At 68.6% G+C, this 19679-nt stretch carries 5 protein-coding genes; 3 read left to right on the top strand and 2 right to left on the bottom strand.

Going from position 1 to position 19679, the window contains the following annotated elements; all coding sequences use genetic code 11:
• Positions 1-10 precede the first annotated feature (10 nt).
• Together J7359_RS01610 and J7359_RS01615 are read right to left on the bottom strand one after the other, a co-directional pair.
• A complete protein-coding gene (locus tag J7359_RS01610) occupies positions 11-14827 on the bottom strand; it encodes an autotransporter outer membrane beta-barrel domain-containing protein (RefSeq protein ID WP_209054767.1) in 14817 nt (4938 codons plus the stop codon).
• Positions 14828-15363: 536 nt separating this feature from the next.
• On the bottom strand, positions 15364-16044 hold the full coding sequence (locus tag J7359_RS01615; RefSeq protein ID WP_209054768.1) for a GntR family transcriptional regulator: 681 nt from the start codon (positions 16042-16044) through the stop codon (positions 15364-15366).
• A gap of 124 nt (positions 16045-16168) precedes the next feature.
• Between J7359_RS01615 and J7359_RS01620 the strand changes: the two genes are divergently transcribed.
• From J7359_RS01620 to J7359_RS01630, 3 genes are all read left to right on the top strand, one after another.
• Positions 16169-16867 carry an aspartate/glutamate racemase family protein gene (locus tag J7359_RS01620; protein WP_209054769.1) on the top strand — a complete coding sequence of 233 codons (699 nt, stop codon included), beginning with the start codon at positions 16169-16171 and terminating at the stop codon, positions 16865-16867.
• Positions 16868-16896: 29 nt separating this feature from the next.
• Positions 16897-18252, top strand: coding sequence for an NCS1 family transporter (locus J7359_RS01625; RefSeq protein WP_209054770.1), 1356 nt, complete (start codon positions 16897-16899; stop codon positions 18250-18252).
• A gap of 167 nt (positions 18253-18419) precedes the next feature.
• Positions 18420-19676 (top strand): imelysin family protein, encoded by a 1257-nt coding sequence (locus tag J7359_RS01630; protein WP_209054771.1) that lies wholly within the window; start codon positions 18420-18422, stop codon positions 19674-19676.
• Positions 19677-19679: the final 3 nt, after the last annotated feature.

Genomic DNA, 19679 nt, shown 5'->3' on the forward strand with positions numbered 1-19679 from the left:
TTTGCAATTGTCAGAAACGCATTCCGAAGCTGAGGCTGGCGGTATGACCGACTGTTCCCTGACGTCCCCATTCGCCCTGATAGCCGACATTCATGTAGCCGTCCCCGTCCTTGCCATAGAATGTCATGCCGGCCTTCAGGCGGCGGGTGCGGTCGCTGATCTGGCTGTAGTTGCGGAACGTGCCGTCGGACGGGTCCGCGCCCGGGAAGGTCGCGTTCACATACACGTCGTCGGCGTTCGAGAATGTCATCTCGCCGCGCAGATAGGCGCGCATCCGGTTCTGGCCATCGGTCGCGATGTCGGTGCCCAGCTCGACCGAAGGCGTCGCCGACAGGACCCACTGGCTGGTCTTCTTCAACTCCAGCCCATAGCGGTCGCCGCCTTCGCTGGCCGAGGCCGAATGAAGCCATGTCGCATCCAGGTCCAGACCGGGCCGCAGATAGAAATTGCTGCCCGCCGGCTGATAGCGATAGCCGCCGCCAAGCCGGATATTGGCCTGGCTGATGGTCTGGCTGACATGGGCCGTGCCCGCCGTCACGACATCGCCGTTGGGCAGCACCCCCGAGATGCCGATCACGCGGGTCGCATCCGCATCGCCTTTGCTGCCGGACAGCTGGCCATACACCTCCCACGGGCCGCGATAGGTCGCCAGCGAGACGCCAAGATGGGCACGCTTGCCATCGGCCATGAACCGGTCGCCGTTCGACATGCTGTAATTCTCGAACCCGGCGGCCATGCCCAGATACAGCTCGTCCCCGACCGGCATCCGCATTCCCGCCGAGAAGGTCGAGGTGTCCAGCGCGAAACGCTTGCTTTCGCTGGTCGCGTCGCGATCCAGGTTGGCGGCTTCGGCCGCGATCCAGTAACACGCGCGCGGATCGTCCGCCGCGCCGGCCATGTTCGCCTTGTCGCAATTCGACATCGTGCGGGCGAACTGGCGACCTGAATACAGCGCCCCGACCTGCGTCGCCGCATAGCCTTCCGAACTCAGCCGGTCCAGCGCGTCGATCACCTCGGCGCGGGTCTGCATGTTCGCGATCAGCGCGAACATCGGCCCCATCTGCGCCGACCCCTGACCGGCCAGAACCCGTCCGATGTGATCGCCAAGCAGCCGTTGGTTGCGATTGCTGCCGGCCACCGCGAAATCGGCATCGGCCAGCAGGTTGATGCTGCTGATACCGCCCGACCGCGACACGTTGATCGAATAGTCGATCACCGCCGTATCGACGACGCGCGTGCTGTCGTTGATGGCCGAACCCTCGGCCTGGATCAGCGCCAGCGGCGCGGTGCGCTGCAACAGCTGCAGGACCGGCCGGATCGTGCCAGACAACGTCGCGTCGCCGGACACACGGATCAGGTCGCTGTCACCGCCCGCCGCGCCATCGGTGCGGAAATAGACATCGGGCGTATAGGTCGCGCTGCGACCGAAGCTCAGCGATCCGGTCAGCTCGGTGGTCTGGCTGACATTCTGGGTCAGTCGGAACTGGCTTGCGCGGGTCCGGACGCCAAGGTTGCGCCCACCGGCCAGATAAGGATCGCCGCCCAGATACAGATCGCCGTCGATCCGCATCGCACCGTCATCGCCCAGATCGATCCGGTCCAGCGCGGTAAAGCTTGCGCCACGCGTCACCGCCAGCCGGTTGGCCCCCCCGCCCAGATCGACATTGCCGACCGCGCCGCCGTTCAGTGTCACCTGATCGGCGCCGCTGCCGCCCGACAGGATGCGGTCGTTCAGCGACATCAGGAAGCTGTCCGAGGACAGATCGACCGTGTTCACCGTGCCGCCATCCACGACGATGGCCGCCGGACCCGCCGTCGATCCCGCGGGCCGGGTCGGTGCGCGGGCCGACAATACGCCGCCCGACGCTGTTCCGCTGCCGCCGACGATCACGCCGTCCAGCGCCACCGAGATGCTGTCCGCGCCATCGCGGCCCGCCGATTGCGCCATCACCGCGATGCCATCACGGCCAAGCGACAGGATGTTTCCGGTCAGATCCATGCTGATCGCGCCGCCGCGGCCCGCACCGCCGGCACTGCCGCGATACAGCCCGTCCACCGCACCGCCGCCGCCGCCAAGGCTTTGCGCCAGAACCCCGACCGCATCGCGTCCGGTCGTCAGGACATAGCCACGATTTTCAAGGTCGATATTGCCGCCGTCGCCACCATTGTCGTCGGACAGATTCACGCTCAGCGAACCGGCGCGCAGATCTGTCGCGACCATGCCGCCGCCGCCACCGATGGATTGCAGCACGAAACCATGTGCCCCGCCCCCCGCGGTCTGCACGTTGCCGCGATTGGCCAGCGAGATCGCACCGCCGTCGCCGGTCGAGCCGTCGCTGGCACCCAGGGTGACGCGGGCACGATCCAGCCCGGCCATCATCGCCTGTCCGCCGCCAGCGCCGATCGACTGCACGATCTGGGCGCTGGCGTGATCGCCGCGCGTCGCAACAGCGCCGCGCAGGCGCAGCGACACGTCGCCGCCATCGTTGCGGAAGGAGGGATCGGCACCCAGCGTGACATTGGCGCTGCGCTGCCCCGAGCCGGCTTGCCCAGCGCCGGTATTCAGCATCAGCCGACCGCCACCGCCACCCACGGACTGGGTCAACCCGCCGGCAGACATGTCGCCGCGCGTCTCGACCGCGCCGTTCCGGCGGGCGGTGATGTCGCCGCCCCCGGCGTCATTGGTGTTCACCGCGCCCAGCATGGCATCCACGCGCAGATCCCCGGTGCGGCCGGCCTTCACATCCGTCACCGCCGTGCCGCCACCACCGCCGACGCTTTGCAGCAGCATGCCGGTGGACCTTGCCGCCGTCGTCAGCATGTCGCCGCGATGAACCTGGCTGACATCCGATCCGGCGCTGCCGCTGACATCCTCGCCGCCAAGCGACAGGCTGCTGGTGACGCCGACATCGGGGCCGGTCTCGGGTGCCGCCGCCAGGGTCCGCGCCGACGCTGCCTCGGTCTTGGTGAAATCCAGGAAGGTTTGGACATTGCCACCGCCGCCATTCACCGACTGGCTGAGGATCGCCTGGCTGTTCGCGCCCAGCACGACGATGTCGCCGGTGCTGTTCACGGTAACCGTGCCCGCCGTCCCGTCGGTTCCGGTGCGTGCGCCCAGAAGGGTCGAGATGACATAGTCCGCCGCCATCGCCACGGGGGTCGAGATCGACAGCCCTGCATTGCCGCCCGCGCCGCCGACCGACTGCGCGAAGATGCCATAAGCGTTGTCGCCGCGCACGGTGATCGTGCCGCTGTGGGTTACGGTGACATCGCCGCCATCCGCGCCGTCGCCGCCCGCGCCACCCACGGCCAGCTTGGTATAGGATTGCCCCTTGGCCTGTGCAGCCAGGTCGTTCAGCGACAGCGCTATGGCCATGCCGCCATTGCCGCCGCCGCCGCCGACGGATTGCGCCAGCACGCCATAGGCGCCGTCGCCCGCGACGTCGATCTGCCCGCCATTCGTGACGCTGACCGCGCCCGCCGCATTGCCGCTGCCGCCCGAGCCGCCGACATTCAGTGCCATGGTCGGATCCGAAGAGGTCCCTGTCTGCAAGGTCGCGGTGCCGGTGATCGAATAGCCGCCATTGCCGCCGCCGCCGCCGACCGACTGTGCCAGCACGCCATGCGCAGCCGCGCCCGTCGTGACGATCACCCCGTCATTGCGGACATCGACCGCGCCGCCGGTGCCGCCCGTGCCACCCGAACCGCCGATCCCCAGTTGCAGTCCCTGCCTGACCTTGGCGGTGCTGCCGGGGCGGCTGACCGATACCGACAGAACATCGCTGCCGTTGCCGCCGCCGCCGCCCACCGATTGCGCGAAGATGCCGTGGCTTTCCGTGCCAGAGGTCTGGATGCGCGCGCCCGAGATGTTGGCCACGCTGACCGCGCCGCCTGCCGCGCCCGTCCCGCCCGAGCCGCCGATCAGCAGCGCATTGCGGGAACTGTTGTCGGCATTCGGCCCGGCGATGATGTTGCGCACATATTGCGCGTCGCCACCGCCGCCGCCCACGGCCATCGCAAGGATGCCTGCGGATTTCTTGCCCGAGGTGATGATCGTGCTGCGGTTGGTGACGTCGACATCGCCCGACACCGCGCCGGTGCCGCCGCTGCCGCCGATCGACAGCGTGGCGGTCGTCGCGATGGTCGAGCGCAGATTGACGATGGTGTTGTCCACCAGACCGCCCATCCCGCCACCGCCACCGACCGACTGCGCAAAGATCCCATGCGCGGATTCGCCCAGGGTCGACACGATCCCGCCGCTGTCCACCGTCACGTCGTCCGAGGTCATGCCCTCGCCGCCGTTGCCGCCGATATTGATCGAGGCGGTGGTGCCGATCTCGGCCCCCTTGATCAGGTTCTTGGCGATGCTGAGCGCGGTGGTACCGCTTTTCACATAGCCGCCGGTGCCGCCCGCGCCACCCACGGATTGTGCCATGATGGCGGTGGCGCGCGCGCCTTCGGTCGCAATCCGGGCCGTGCTGGTCACATCGACCCTGCCGGACACCCCGCCGGTGCCGCCAGTGCCGCCGATATTCAACGAATAGGAGGTGCCCGCACCCGCCGCACCGCCCGCACCGCCGCCGGTGCCGCCGCCGCCGCCCACCGATTGCGCGAAGACGCCGTGGGAATCATCGCCCATCGTGTAGATCAGACCGTCCGCCGCGGCCGTGACATTACCGGACGCGCCGCCCTCTCCGCCTTCAAGGCCAACGCTCAGCTTGAAGGTGGTGCCCTTTTTGTCGTTCGTCTTGGGCGTGGTCAGCGAGACCGAGGTCGCGCTGGAATTGCCGCCGCCATTGCCGATCGACTGCGCGAACAGCCCGTGCGAACGGGCACCGCGCGTCACCACATCCCCATCGCTGCTGGCGATGACATCGCCCGCGGTGCCGCCCGTTCCGCCGGTGCGGCCGATCTGGATGGCGACATTGCCGCCCTCGCCGCCATTGGTCAGCGAGGTATAGCCGGCATTGCCGCCGCCGCCGCCGACCGACTGCACAAAGATTCCGTGCGCGTCATCGCCATGGGTGTCCACGTCACCGGTATTGGCGACGGCGACATCGCCGCCCGAGCCGCCATTGCCGGTGCCACCGCCGATGGCAAGGCCGAAGCCCTTGTTCTTGTCGGCATTGCCGGTTTCGAAGATCAGGCCCAGATTGAAGGCCGCGTTGCCGCCGCCCCCGCCAAGCGATTGCGCGAACACGCCGTGACTGCCGTTCTGCCGGGTTTCGACGTCGCCGAAATGGGTCACATCAACCTGACCGCCATTGCCCGCGTTCCCGGCCGAGCCGCCGATGGCGACGACAGCCGAATTCACCTGCTTGCCACCGCTGGGGGTGGTGGTGGTGGTCTTGCCTTCAAGTTCGTCAAGGACCGAGTTGTAATTGGCGATCACGCTGTCATCGACGCCGGTGTTGGTCGGCGTCTTGCGGTCCCCCGCGGTGCCGCCATTGCTGCCCGATCCGGTCGTCTTGCTGAAGCCCAGCACCGCGTTGATCCCGGCGTCGCCGCCACCGCCGCCGATGCTGCTGGCCTCGATCCCGTGCGCGCCGACGCCATCGGTGTCGATACGTCCCGCCGATGCCGTCGCGGTGCCGCGCGTGACGCTGACATCGCCCGCATCGCCGCCGCTGGCCCCGAAGCCACCGACCCCGATCGCCACCGGAGAGCTGTCCTTCGTGCCGACCGCCGTGACATTCATGCCGCCCGTGCCGCCGCCGCCGCCGATCGATTGCGCAAAGATGCCGCGTGCGTGATAGCCGCGCGTGGCGATATCGCCGTCCGAGATCACATCCACATCGCCCGCATCCGCACCGACGCCGCCATGACCGCCCAGCCCCGCCACGACGCTGAGATCAGTGGCGCCGCCCGTGCCCTCGGAACTGCCCCAGTTCAGCTGGCCGCTGACATTCATCCCGCCATTGCCGCCGCCACCGGCGACCGATTGCGCGAAGATGCCATGCTTCCAGTTGCCCTCGACACCGATCGTGCCGACATGATCGGCCAGGACATTGCCCGAGACATTCGCAGCGCCACCAAAGCCGCCGATCCCGAAAGTCACAGACGGGATCTTGCCGTCCTTGCTTAGCGCGATGCCGCCCGACACGTTCAGGCCGCCATTGCCGCCGCCGCCGCCGATCGACTGCGCCAGCAGGCCGGCCGAGCCCTCGGATTCGGGCAGTTCGTCACCCTTGAACAGGCCCAGATCCACGAACAGGGTCTTCAGCCCCTTTGAATCGACCATGTCTTCGGCTTCATCGACGATGGTATCGCCCAGGATGTCGCGCAGCTTGGCCTCGAAACTGTCATCGTCGGGTTCGCCGAAATCATCCGGATCGGTGGTCACGCCGATATCGGCGCGTGCCGTCACGGTCACATCGTCGGCGCGTCCGGCATTGCCGCCCATGCCACCGACACCGACGATCAGCGACGTGTCGGACACGATTCCGCCCGAGACGTTCAGACCGCCATTGCCGCCGCCGCCGCCGACCGACTGCGCCAGAATGCCCGAGCGTCCGGTGCCGTGCGCGGTGATCGTGCTGCCTTCGGCCACGTCCACATCGACCGTGCCCGCGTTGCCGCCCGTCCCTCCAAAGCCTCCCACACCGACCAGCACGCCGTAGGACTTGCTGCGGTCGGTCTGGCCAGCGCCAGGCTTGCTGCTGATCGCGACGCCCGCCGTCACGTTCACACCGCCATCGCCGCCGCCGCCGCCGATGGATTGCGCGACGATGCCGTTCGCGCCCTGCGTCTGGTTCAGCGTGATCGTGCCGTCGCCGTTCACCGTGCGCGGCAGCGCGGTCAGCGCGCCCGAATATCCAAGTTCGACCGCACCGGCATCTCCGCCGCCGCCGCCGAAGCCGCCGACACCGGCCGCAATGGAAAAGATGGTGTTCGACCCCGACGGCTTGGTCAGCGCCAGCGTGCCCGAGATATTCGTGCCGCCCGTGCCGCCGCCGCCGCCAAGCGACTGCGCCATCAGGCCATGCGCGCGGTCGCCCATCGTTCCGACCGTGCCGGTCACGTCCAGGCCGACCGTCCCCGCGTCGCCGCCGGCCCCGCCAAAGCCGCCGACGCCAAGCGCCACGGCAGCGCCAGACTGGCCGGTCAGGCTGACCGCACCGCTGACATTCAGCCCGCCCGCGCCACCGCCGCCGCCGACCGACTGCGCCAGAACCCCGATGCTGTCATCGCCGCGCGTCTGGAAGCTTTCGGTCGCGGCACTGGTCGCGACAGTGCTGGTCACCGCGCCGCCATCGCCACCGCCGCCGCCAAAGCCGCCAACGCCAAGCGATCCCGCGCCGCCGTTCTGTTGCGTCAGGTTGATGCTGCCGGTGACATTGGTGCCGCCATTGCCGCCACCGCCGCCAAGGCTTTGGGTGACGATGCCCGAACTGCGGTCGCCAAAGGTCAGCACACCGCCGGTATAGGTCGAGGCCGTCAAGACGCCCGCATCGGCGCCGCTGCCGCCGAACCCGCCGACACCCAGCCCGACCGCCGCACTGGTCTGGCGCGACAGCGACACCGCCCCGCTGACATTCAGCCCGCCATTGCCGCCACCGCCGCCAAGGCTCTGGCTGAGAACGCCGATCGAATCGTCGCCCGATGTCTGGACATAGCCCGCGACCGTGTGATCGACCGAACCGGCCTGTCCGCCGCCGCCGCCGAACCCGCCGACGCCAAGGCCGACCGCGCCCGAGAAGCTGGACCCGACCGAGATGCCGGCCGAGACGTTGATGCCGCCATTGCCGCCGCCGCCGCCAAGCGATTGCGCCACGACCCCGGCCGAGCGGTCACCGAAGGTCAGCGCGGTGCCGGTATAGGCACCAGTCACATCACCCGAGATCCCGCCGCCACCGCCGAAGCCTCCGACACCGATGGCCGCCGCGCCACTGCCGTTGCCCGCGATGCTGACAGCGCCGCTGACATTCAGCCCGCCATTGCCGCCGCCGCCGCCGACCGACTGCACCATCACACCCGCGGCGTTTTCCCCCAGCGTGGTCACGTCGCCGGTCACGCGGCCGGTCGCGCTGCTGCCCGCTCCGCCCAGACCGCCGGCTCCGCCGATCCCAAGGCCGACCGCGCCGCTGGACTGGCTGGACAGGCTGACCGCGCCACTGACGTTCAGCCCGCCATTGCCGCCACCGCCGCCAAGCGATTGCACCAGAACCCCGCCCGAGCGGTCGCCCTCGGTCCGCACGTCACCGGCCATGGTTCCTGTGGCTGCGGCCGCGTCGCCGCCGCTGCCGCCGAAGCCGCCGACGCCGATGGCCGCCGCACCGCTGCCGCTGCTGGCGGCGCTGATCGCGGCGGACACGTTGATGCCGCCATTGCCACCGCCACCGCCAAGCGATTGAACGGTCATGCCCGTCGAATCGTTTCCAAGCGTCAGGACATCGCCGGTCACGCTGCCGGTCGCGCTGTCCGCCGCGCCGCCGCCGCCGCCCATGCCGCCGACTCCTATGGCCGCCGCGCCGCCGCCGCTGCCGGCAACACTGACCGCACCGCTGACATTCAGCCCACCATTGCCGCCACCGCCACCAAGCGACTGCACCAAAACACCGCCCGAGCGATCGCCCGCCGTCGCGACGTCTCCGGTCAGCGCGCCAAAGGCCGAGGCAGCGTCGCCGCCACCGCCGCCAAAGCCACCCACGCCAATGGCAGCGCCGCCGCCGCCGCTGCCCGTCGCGCTCAGCGTGCCGGACACGTTGATGCCGCCATTGCCGCCACCGCCGCCAAGCGACTGAATGGAGTAGCCGGCGGAATCCGCCCCGGCCGTGGTCACGTTACCGGTCATCGTGCCGCTGGCCGTCCCGGCATCGCCGCCGCCGCCGCCCATGCCGCCGATGCCGATCGAGGCCCCGCCGCCGCCACTGCCGGACAGGTTGACGAAACCCGCGACGCTCAGGCCGCCATTGCCGCCACCGCCGCCCGCCGACTGCACCAGCACCCCGCCCGAGCGATCCCCTTCGGTCAGCACATCGCCCTCGACGCTGGCCTGTGCCGCTGCGGCATCACCACCGGCGCCTCCGAAACCGCCGACCCCGATGGCCGCACCGCCACCGCCGCTGCCGGACGCGGTCAGGCTGGCCGAGACGTTGATCCCGCCATTGCCACCGCCGCCACCCAGCGACTGAACCGTGATTCCGGCGGAATCGACGCCCGCCGTTTCAACATCTCCGGTCACGCTGCCTGTGGCCGTATCGGCCGCACCGCCGCCGCCACCCGCGCCGCCGATCCCGACCGATGCTACGCCCGAACCCGTGCCAGCAAGGCTGACCGCACCGCTGACATTCAACCCGCCATTGCCGCCGCCGCCACCGGCCGACTGCACCAGCACCCCGCCGGACCGGTCCCCGGCGGTGACAATATCGCCCGACATCGTTCCCGACGCCGCCGCGGCCGCGCCGCCATCGCCGCCGAAGCCACCGACGCCGATCGACACCGCGCCGGACCCCGTGCCCGCCGCGCTGAGCGTTCCGGCGACGCTGAGGCCGCCATTGCCGCCGCCGCCACCCAGCGACTGCACCGTGAAGGCCGAGGAATCCGTGCCCGCCGTCGCCACGTCGCCGGTGACTTGTCCGGTCGCCGTCCCGGCTGCGCCGCCGCCGCCGCCAAAGCCCCCGACCCCGACGGCCACACCGCCGCCGCCAGTGCCCGCCAGGTTCACGGTGCCGGACACACTGAGCCCGCCATTGCCACCGCCGCCACCGGCGGATTGTACCAGGACGCCGCCCGAGCTGTCACCCACCGTCGTCACGTCGCCGGTCAACGTGCCGGATGCCGCCGAGGCCAGTCCGCCGTCGCCGCCGGACCCGCCGATCCCGACCGAGGCTGCACCGCCGCCCGTTCCGGTCGCGTTCAGCGCGCCCGCAATGCTGATCCCGCCATTGCCGCCACCGCCGCCAAGCGATTGCACGGCCATGCCCGAAGAATTCAGACCGACCGTGGTGATATCGCCCGTCACCCGCCCGGTCGCCGTGTCCGCATCGCCGCCGCCGCCGCCGCTGCCGCCAAGGCCCACGGCCAGCGCACCGCCTCCGGTGCCGCTGAGGTTGACGGCGGCCGAAACGCTGATGCCGCCATTGCCACCACCGCCGCCCGCGGATTGCACGACGACGCCTGACGAGTTCGCACCGAAGGTCACGACGTTGCCGGTGACCGTGCTGTCCGCGGCTGCGCCGTCACCGCCGTCACCGCCACTGCCGCCAAGTCCTACCGAGACGCCGCCCGATCCGGTCCCGGCGCCGGTCAGGATGGCCGAGACGTTCAGCCCGCCATTGCCGCCGCCGCCACCAAGCGATTGCACGGTCACGCCGCCGGAGTTGATGCCCACGGTCGTGACATCGCCGGTCAGCGACGAGGTCACCGTGCCCGCATCGCCGCCCGCGCCCGCAGCGCCGCCAAGCCCGACGGACGCGCCACCCGATCCCACGCCCGCGACCGCGACCGCCGCGCTGACATTCATGCCGCCATTGCCGCCGCCGCCGCCAAGCGACTGCACGACCAGCCCGCCGGAACTGTCGCCAAGCGTGGTCAAGCTTCCTGTCACGTCGCTGGTCACTGTCCCGCCGGTGCCGCCACCGGCACCGCGCCCGCCCATCCCGACGCCGACGGCACCCGAACCCGTGCCGGCGCCGGTGCCCGCCGCCGTGACATTGAAGCCGCCATTGCCGCCGCCGCCGCCGACCGACTGCGCGACCACCGCCGCCGATTGATCGCCCCGCGTCAGCACGCCGTTGGCGACCGTCAGACCGACGCTGCCGCCGTTGCCGCCGCCAGCGCCGCTGCCGCCCAGCCCGACCGAGATCGCGCCTGATCCGACGCCCGCCCCGGTCAGCGTCGGCGTGATGCTGAAGCCGCCATTGCCGCCGCCGCCGCCGATGGATTGCGCAAGAATGCCGGCGGATGCGTCGCCGCGCGTTTCGACATTCGCCGATGTCGCCGCCGTCACCCCCGCGCCGTCACCCCCGCCCGCGCCGCTGCCGCCAAGTCCGACACCGACACTGCCCGCACCGGTGCCGGCAAAGGACAGGGCCGCACTGACGGAGAAACCGCCATTGCCGCCGCCGCCGCCGATGGATTGCGCGACAAAGCCCGACGAGGCGAAACCATAGGTCAGGATGGTCCCGTTCGAGGTCGCATCGACCGCACCCGCAGCGCCGCCTCCGGCACCGCTGCCGCCTAGCCCGACACTGACCGTGCCCGCGCCGACGCCCGCGCCCGCGACCGAGCCCGCCACGCTGAAGCCGCCATTGCCGCCGCCGCCACCGATCGACTGCGCCACGACACCCGACGACCGATCGCCCTGCGTCCAGACCGCGCCATCGCTGGTCAATGTCACGGCACCTGCCGCAGCACCCGCGCCGCCGCCGCCGCCAAGGCCCACGCTGACCGCGCCGCTGCCGGTTCCGCTGCCGGTAATCGTTCCGGCCACGCTGAAGCCGCCATTGCCGCCACCGCCGCCGACGGATTGCGCAAGAATGGCGGTCGAATCGGTTCCTTCGGTCGTCACGTCGCCGGTCACGGCCGCCGTCACCGCACCGCCGGTGCCGCCCGAACCTGCACCGCCGCCCAGCCCGACTGCGACCGAGCCGCTGCCGACCCCCGCTCCAGAGACTGCGCCCGAGACGGCAAATCCGCCATTGCCGCCCCCGCCGCCGATGGATTGGGCGACAACGCCGGCAGACCGGTCGCCCTGGGTCGCCACGTCGCCATTCACGGCCGCGATCACGGTGCTGCCCGCGCCGCCAGACCCGCCTGAACCGCCCAGCCCGACAGTCACGTTGCCTGCCCCGGCCCCGCCGCCCGCCGCACCCGCAGCGATGCCGAAGCCGCCATTGCCGCCGCCGCCGCCGACCGACTGCACCACGATGGCGCCGGAATCGTCGCCAAGCGTATCCACAGCGGCGTCCACGCGCGCGTCGACCACGCCGCCCGCGCCGCCACCGCCGGCCGAGGCGCCGATGCCGACATTGACGTTGCCCGCGCCGGCACCGGCGCCGTCGGCCCCGGCCGCGATCGCATAGCCGCCATTGCCGCCGCCGCCGCCCACGGACTGCGCCAGAACGCCGGTCGAGAAGCGACCGCGCGTGCGAATCAGGTCGCCGCCCGCGATCAGGTTCACGTCACCGCCCGCGCTGGCCGCAGCACCGCTGCCCGCGACCGCCACATTGATGCCTGCCGCGCCGCCTGCACTGCCGTTGACACCCGCGGCGATGCTGCCACCGCCATTGCCGCCGCCGCCGCCGATCGACTGAACCATCAGCGCGGTCGAGCTGTCGCCCACGGTGTTGACATTCGAATCGGTGTAAACGCGGACCCGGCCTCCGGCACCCCCACCAGAGGCCGAGCCGCCGACGCCGACCGACACGCTGCCCGAGAAGATCAGCGAGCCGCCGCCCGAACCGGCAACCGCCAGCCCGCCATTGCCGCCGCCCCCGCCGATCGACTGGAACAACATCCCCGTCGAGCGATCACCCGTCGTGACCACGCTGCCGGAAAATCCGGGCGCGGTCAGATTGCCGCCGCCGTCGATCGTGCCGACGCGCACCGCGCCGCCCGCGCCACCAGCCGCGCCCGACCCGCCGACGCCCACCGCCAGCGAGCCCGAAACCGGTCCGCCCGATGCCGCCGCCGCGACCGAATAGCCGCCATTGCCGCCGCCGCCGCCCACGGATTGCATCAGGATGCCCGTGGCGTCGTCGCCGCCGGTCTGGACTGAGGCATCGCCGCTGCCGGTCAGGATTGCCGTGCCACCCGCGCCACCGGCGCCGCCGGACCCGCCGACCGACACCGAGGCCGCGCCGAACGCACCCACAGCGACCGACACCGCGCCGCCGCCATTGCCGCCGCCGCCGCCCACTGACTGCACGAAGACGCCAGTTGCGCGGTCGCCTTCGGTCCGGATCTGCGATGGCTGGCTGGCATCCGTGTCGGACAGAGTGACATTCGCGGTGCCGCCCGCGCCACCCGCCGCGCCGCCACCGCCGATGGCAACGCCGACAAAGGCGCCGACTGCACCGGCCGATCCGCCATTTCCGCCGCCGCCGCCGATGGATTGCGCAAGAATGCCCATCGCGTCGTCGCCGCGCGTGGTGATGACACCGTCGTTGACGATGGTCACGGTGTTGCCGCTGCCGCCGCCAGATCCCGATCCGCCGACCGCGACCATGCCCGCCGACGACCCGCCATCGCCGCCGCCGCCGCCGATGGATTGCGCGACGATGCCGCGCGCGCCGTCACCAGTGGTCTCGATACGTCCCAGATTGGTGACGCTGACCGCCGCGCCGCTGCCGCCGCGCGACCCGGTGCCGCCGATGCCGACAAGGCCGAACGCGTTCGCGCCCTGCCCGCCGCTGCCACCGATCGATTGCGCCATGATCCCGTCAGACAGCAGACCGGTCGTGACGATCGACCCAGTGCCGGTATTGGTGACGCTGACCGCGCCGCCCGAACCGCCATTCGAACCCACGCCCCCCAGCGCCAGCGAGACCAGACCGGCCGCCGTGCCGCCCGCGCCGCCACCGCCGCCGATGGACTGCGCCATGATCCCGCGCGACAACGCGCCCTGGGTCTGGATCGCGCCCGCGTTGCTGACATTGACCGCAGATGCGTTGCCGCCGTTGTCGGCGCTGCCGACCAGCGAGACCAGCAGGTTGCCACTGATCCCCGCCGACCCGCCAGAGCCGCCGATCGATTGCGCCAGAATGCCGTTGGCGAAATCGCCGGTCGTCAGGATCGTGGCACCCGCCAAGGTATTCACATCGACCTGCCCGCCGTCGCCGCCAAAGCCGCCGCTGCCGGACTGTCCGACAAGCCCCCACTGGTTGCCGCCGTTTCCGCCGTTGTTGCTGACACTGAGTGCATAGATGCCATGCGCGTTCGTGCCGCTGGTCGAGATTTCGCCAGACTGGTTCACGGTGACATGGCCGCCGTTGGAACTGTGCCCGCCGGTGCCGCCGCCGGGCGCCGCAAAGCCGCTGCCGCCATCACCCGCGCGGCCGCTGCGGCTGTAGGCGAAGATGCCGTAATTGTTGGTGCCGGTGGTCTGGATGGTGCTGGCTGCGCCTTGAGTGGCGATCACCCGACCGCCCGCACCGCCATCGCCGCCGTCGCGACCGTCCCAGAAGCTGAGATAGGAATCGCCGCCGCGCCCACCCGCGCCACCGACGCTGCCGATTTCCCAGCCGATATTCGAGGTCGCATTGACGTCGCTGCTTAGTGTCTGGACCTGGGTCGGTCCCCCAACCCCGTCACCGCCCGAACTGGGCGGCACGAACAGCGCGCCCGCGCGTCCATTGCTGCCGTCGCGACCGAAGACCACTTGCCGCACGCCGTTCGGACCGCTGACATCCACCGGCGGCGTCAGGTCTCCGGGCGTTCCGGTGCTGTTGAAATCATCGTTGAACGCAGTCGTCGTCTGTCCCAGCGGGAAAGCCTGCGTGCCTGTCGCGCCGGGGCTGGAAACCTCGGCGTCGCCGCCGCTTATGCTGCCGATGGTGAAGGCGACGGGCGGACTGTCGCTGTTATAGAACGTCTCGCCCGCCGCCTTGACCAGGAACGTATATCCATCTGCGGTCTGGACGAACGCCGTGTCGCCGGCTGTCGGTGTCCCCGCCGGATCGACCAGCAGCGCGCTGACCGTCGTCTCGGTTCCCGTGACCGGGTTGGTGACCGGATCGCCGACAGCAGATGTTTCGGAGGGATCCGGGGGGGGCGTGGTCTGTGCCTGAAGGGGCTGGGCGCCGGCACCGACCGATATGGCAAGCGCTGTCACCATCAGCGTTCCGGGGGCGTATGCACCCAGCGGAACCAGCGAAGAAAACATCAACAGCGCACCCCGTGCGGTTGTGCAGACGAACCGTTGCATAACAACCTACCGATTTGATTTCGCGGTGTCGCGGCGTTGGGGTGATGCCGCGAACTCGCCTTTCAAAAAGCTCTGCTAAGCGTGCCATGTCAATAAATTTTCTGATAATTCTTCGGATTTTTTAGCTTGAAATCCGCGCAAACACGAATTTTCGCAATCGCGAGTCGCGCCCAGACCTCGGCGGAATGCCGCGCAAGCTGCCTGCGGGGTAAATCCTTTCCCTACATGGGTTTCGCATGATCATGCCAGTGCGCGAAGATACCAGGGCAGCAGAAATCCGCCGCCTTTTTCCGCTGTTGTTTTCAAGAAGCCAGAGAAATTCTGACGCGGGGATGGGTGCTTGGCAGAAGTGACCGAAGCAACACCCTTCGGATGACAGCGCGAAGTCCGCGATTAATCTGCGGGATCGGAAAAGATTATCTCCAGACGATCAAAGAACCCGGTTTGCTGCCAGATTGGCGGTTGCCGTCACCCGCGATGGGCGAGTCGACGGATCAGCCGCGCCAGTCGCCAAGCACGGCCGACAGTGCCCCCGTCGCCGGCGGATTGTCGTCGAACGCAATGCCAGCCTCGATATGGCGCAGATGCTGGTCCAGCAGGCGCTGCGCATCGGCCTCGTCACGCCGTTCAATCGCCTCGACGATCCGCGCGTGTTCGTCTTCGGCGCACAGCGTCGCCTGGCCCGAGGCATAAAGTCCGATGATCAACGAACTGCGCATCGTCAGCTCTTCCAGATAGCGGGCCAGTACCGGGTTTCGTCCGATCCGCCCCAGCAGCACATGGAACCCTCGCGACAGCCTGACAGCGGCCGGGCGGTTGTCGCGGCCCTTCGCGGCGTCTTCCTCGGCCAGATGAGCGCGCAAGGCGATGATGTCGTCATCGGTGGCCTCGCGCACCGCATTGCGGCAGATCACCGTCTCGATGGCGCGGCGGGCCTGGAAGATATTGCGCGCGTCCTGCGGTGTCGGCGTGGCGACATAGGCGCCGCGATTGGGCAGGTGATCAACCACCTGATAGGCGGTCAGCGTCGCCAGTGCCCGGCGCACCTGGGCACGGTTGCAGGCGAACAGGTCTGACAGCGCCTGTTCGCCAAGCTTGGTCCCGGCGCGCAGCCGCTGATCGGCGATCGCGTCCAGGATGCTGTCAACGATGATTGTCTCAAGCGGCTTGTCCATTGGACTCAGATTGCACGCCGGACGGGCGCACGCAACAGCCTCGCGCACAGCGCTTTGGCAGAAAAATAATATTGGATTGTTAACAATCTGTGTTATCAATAATGCGACTCACGGAGGGAAACGCATGAAACTAGTTGTCATCAACCCCAACTCGACCCAGTCGATGACCGACAAGATCATCGCCTCGGCCCGCGCCGCCGCCGGCGATCATGTGCAGGTCGAAGGCCGCACAGCCCATGGCGCCCCCGCCAGCATCGAAGGCCATTTCGACGAGGTGATGTCGGCGGCCCATCTTCTGCGCGAAGTCCAGGAGGCCGAGGCCGCGCATGCCGACGCCATCGTCGTCGCGTGCTTTGACGATCCGTCCATCGGCGCATGCCGCGAAATCGCCACCGGCCCCGTCCTGGGGATCTGCGAGGCAGCCTGCAAGGCGGCCAGCATGATCGCGACATCGTTCTCGGTCATCACGACCCTGCCCCGGTCGGTCCCGATCATCGAGGAACTGGTCCGCAAATACGGGCTGGACCATCAGTGCCGGAAGGTCCGCTCGGCCGCGATCCCTGTCCTTGCGCTGGAAGAACCCGGATCGAATGCCCGCCAGCTTGTCCGCGACGAGATCCTGCGCGCCATCGACGAGGATAACTGCGAAGCGGTCGTCCTTGGCTGCGCCGGGATGTCCGACCTGACCGAATGGCTGTCCCAGGAAACCGGCATTCCGGTCATCGACGGCGTGACCGTCGCCACGAAATTTGCCGAGGCGCTGGTGGGCGCCGGGCTGAAGACCAGCAAGATCGGCGCCTATGCGGTGCCCAACAAGAAATAATCCACATCACCCAAGACAGGGAGTCTGATATGACCCAGACCGATTTCACCGCCGGCGCCGTGCCGGTCGAAGATCACGAAAAGGGCGTGGGCGAGGAATCGCTGGCCCCGCAGCAGACCCGCATCATGGACCCTTGGTCCTACCTGTTCGCCTGGCTGGGCGGCTGCGTGTCGATCGGCACATTCACCATCGGTTCGGGCCTGGTCGGCACGCTGAACCTGTTGCAGACCTTCGTGGCCATCGCCATCGGCTGTACAGTGATCGGCGTCGCGCTGATGATCAACGGCCGCGCCGGCCACAAATACGGCATTCCCTTCATGGTGCAGGCGCGGTCGGCCTTCGGTTTTTCCGGCACGCGGCTTCCGGCACTGGTCCGGTCGGTGCCGGCGATCGTCTGGTTCGGCTTTCAAAGCTGGATCGGCGCGGGCGCGCTGAACCTGGTCAGCGAGACGATGTTCGGCTACTCGAACATCTGGGTCTTCTTCATCGGCTTCCAGTTCCTGCAGATCGGCCTGTCGGTGCTGGGCTTTCACGGCATCAAATGGCTGGAAAACATCGGCTCGGTCTTCATCATCGGATCGCTGGTCTACATGTTCTTCAGCGTCATCAGCAAATACGGCACCGAGATCAGCGAAAACCTGGTCAACGTGGACGGCACCTGGGGGGCACCGTTCTGGGGCGCGACGATGCTGTTCCTGGGCATCTATTCGACGATGATGCTGAACGTGTCCGACTACAGCCGCGAACTGCGCCACGAGGTCGGGTCGGTGCGTCAGGTCGTGATCTATGCGAATTCGATCCTGCCCGCGACGCTGTTCATGGGTCTGATCGGCCTGATGGTGTCGGGCGCCACCGGCCAGGTCGATCCGATCAAGGTTTTCTCCAGCGCCGTGGACAACAAGCTGCTGCTGGTCGTGACGCTGCTGTTCATCGCCTTCGCTCAGGTCACGACGAACATCCTGAACAACGTCGTCCCGCCCGCCTATGCGCTGATGGACATCTTCAAGCTGAACTTCCGCACCTCGGCGGTGGTGGTTGGCCTGCTGGCCTTCTGCACCTTCCCGTGGATGCTGGTCCGTGACGAATCCGCGGCGGGCCTCAGCCTGTTCATCCAGACCTACAGTGCCTTCCTTGGCCCGATCTTCGCGATCCTGGTGGTCGATTACTATATCATCCGCAAGCAGACCCTGAACCTGGGACATCTGTATGACGAGACCGGACCTTATCGGGGCTTCAACCCGGCCGCCGTCATCGCCACGGTGATCGGTGTCGTCGCGGCGCTAATCTTCTCGGGGATCAGCTGGTATGCCAGCCTTGTCCCGGCGGGCGTCAGCTACTGGCTGCTGATGCAGTACCTGCCCGCCGCGCGCCGGTTCCGCGACTGATATCACCTACACGCACAAGTCCGGGCGAGCCTTCCTCCGAAGGCTCGCCCTTTGCTTGCGAATTGCACCGAATTGACCCAGCAAAGCTGTCAGGAATTGACTTGCGCCCCCGAACCGGCCCACAAGTGGCGCAACACGCGCTTGCCGCACCTGACAGGAGGACAGTCATGAAAACCACCCTCGCCATATCCGCACTGGCCTGTGCGATCGCCGCACCCGCCCTTGCCGGCAAGCCGGAAGTGGTCGCGAATTATGTCGCGATCGCCCATGCAAGCTATGACGACAGCCTGACCACCGCCCGCGACCTGCAATCCGCCATCGACGCGCTGATCGCGGACCCGTCGGCCAACAACCTGACAGCCGCGCGCGCCGCGTGGAAGGCGGCGCGCGTGCCCTATATGCAGACCGAGGCGCTGCGTTTCGGCAATGCGATCGTCGATGACTGGGAAGGCAAGGTGAACGCATGGCCGCTGGACGAAGGGCTGATCGACTATGTCGATCCGTCCTATGGCGGCGCGTCCGATGAAAACGAATATGCCGCGCTGAACGTCGTCAGCCAGAAAAGCTTCACCTTGTCCGGCAATCAGGTGGACGCCGAACAGATCACCCCGGAATTGCTGTCCGACACGCTGCACGAGGCCGACGCGATCGAGGCGAATGTCGCGACCGGATACCACGCCATCGAATTCCTGCTGTGGGGTCAGGATCTGCACGGCACCGATCATGGCGCCGGCGAACGCCCCTGGACCGACTATGCGCAGGGCGAGGACTGTACCGGGGGCAATTGCGACCGCCGCGCCGCCTATCTGAAGGCCGCCGCCGATCTGCTGGTCAGTGATCTGGAATGGATGACCGCGCAATGGGCCGACGGCGGCGAGGCCGCGACCGGCCTGACCGCCGATCCCGATGCCGCGATCAGCGCGATGCTGACCGGGATGGGCAGCCTGTCCTATGGCGAACTGGCGGGCGAGCGGATGAAGCTGGGGGTCATGCTGAACGACCCCGAAGAGGAACATGACTGTTTCTCGGACAACACCCATGACAGCCATTACTATGACGGGATCGGCATCCGGAATGTCTATCTGGGCGAATATACCCGCGTGGACGGCAGCGTCGTGACCGGCGAAAGCCTGTCATCGCTGGTCGCCGCCGCCGACCCCCAGATCGACGCCTCGCTGCGCGCGGGCCTGAACGACAGCGTCGCCAAGTTGGGTCGTCTGAAAACCGTGGCCGAAGCCGGCACGTCCTACGATCAGCTTCTGGCGCGCGGAAATCAGGATGGCGAGGCGCTGATCCTTGCCGCAGTCGATTCGCTGATTGCCCAGACCCGCGACATCGAACGCGCGGTGAACGTTCTGGGCCTGCAGGATATCGGATTCGAAGGGTCCGACAGCCTGGATAACCCGGATGCCGTCTTCCAGTAGGAT

Source organism: Paracoccus sp. R12_2 (assembly GCF_017744015.1).
Classification (GTDB): Bacteria; Pseudomonadota; Alphaproteobacteria; order Rhodobacterales; family Rhodobacteraceae; genus Paracoccus.

Coding starts and splice junctions, on each gene's coding strand:
- J7359_RS01625 (WP_209054770.1), top strand. CDS start 16,897: ATGACCCAGACCGATTTCACCGCCGGCGCCGTGCCGGTCGAAGATCAC.
- J7359_RS01615 (WP_209054768.1), bottom strand. CDS start 16,044: ATGGACAAGCCGCTTGAGACAATCATCGTTGACAGCATCCTGGACGCG.
- J7359_RS01610 (WP_209054767.1), bottom strand. CDS start 14,827: ATGTTTTCTTCGCTGGTTCCGCTGGGTGCATACGCCCCCGGAACGCTG.
- J7359_RS01630 (WP_209054771.1), top strand. CDS start 18,420: ATGAAAACCACCCTCGCCATATCCGCACTGGCCTGTGCGATCGCCGCA.
- J7359_RS01620 (WP_209054769.1), top strand. CDS start 16,169: ATGAAACTAGTTGTCATCAACCCCAACTCGACCCAGTCGATGACCGAC.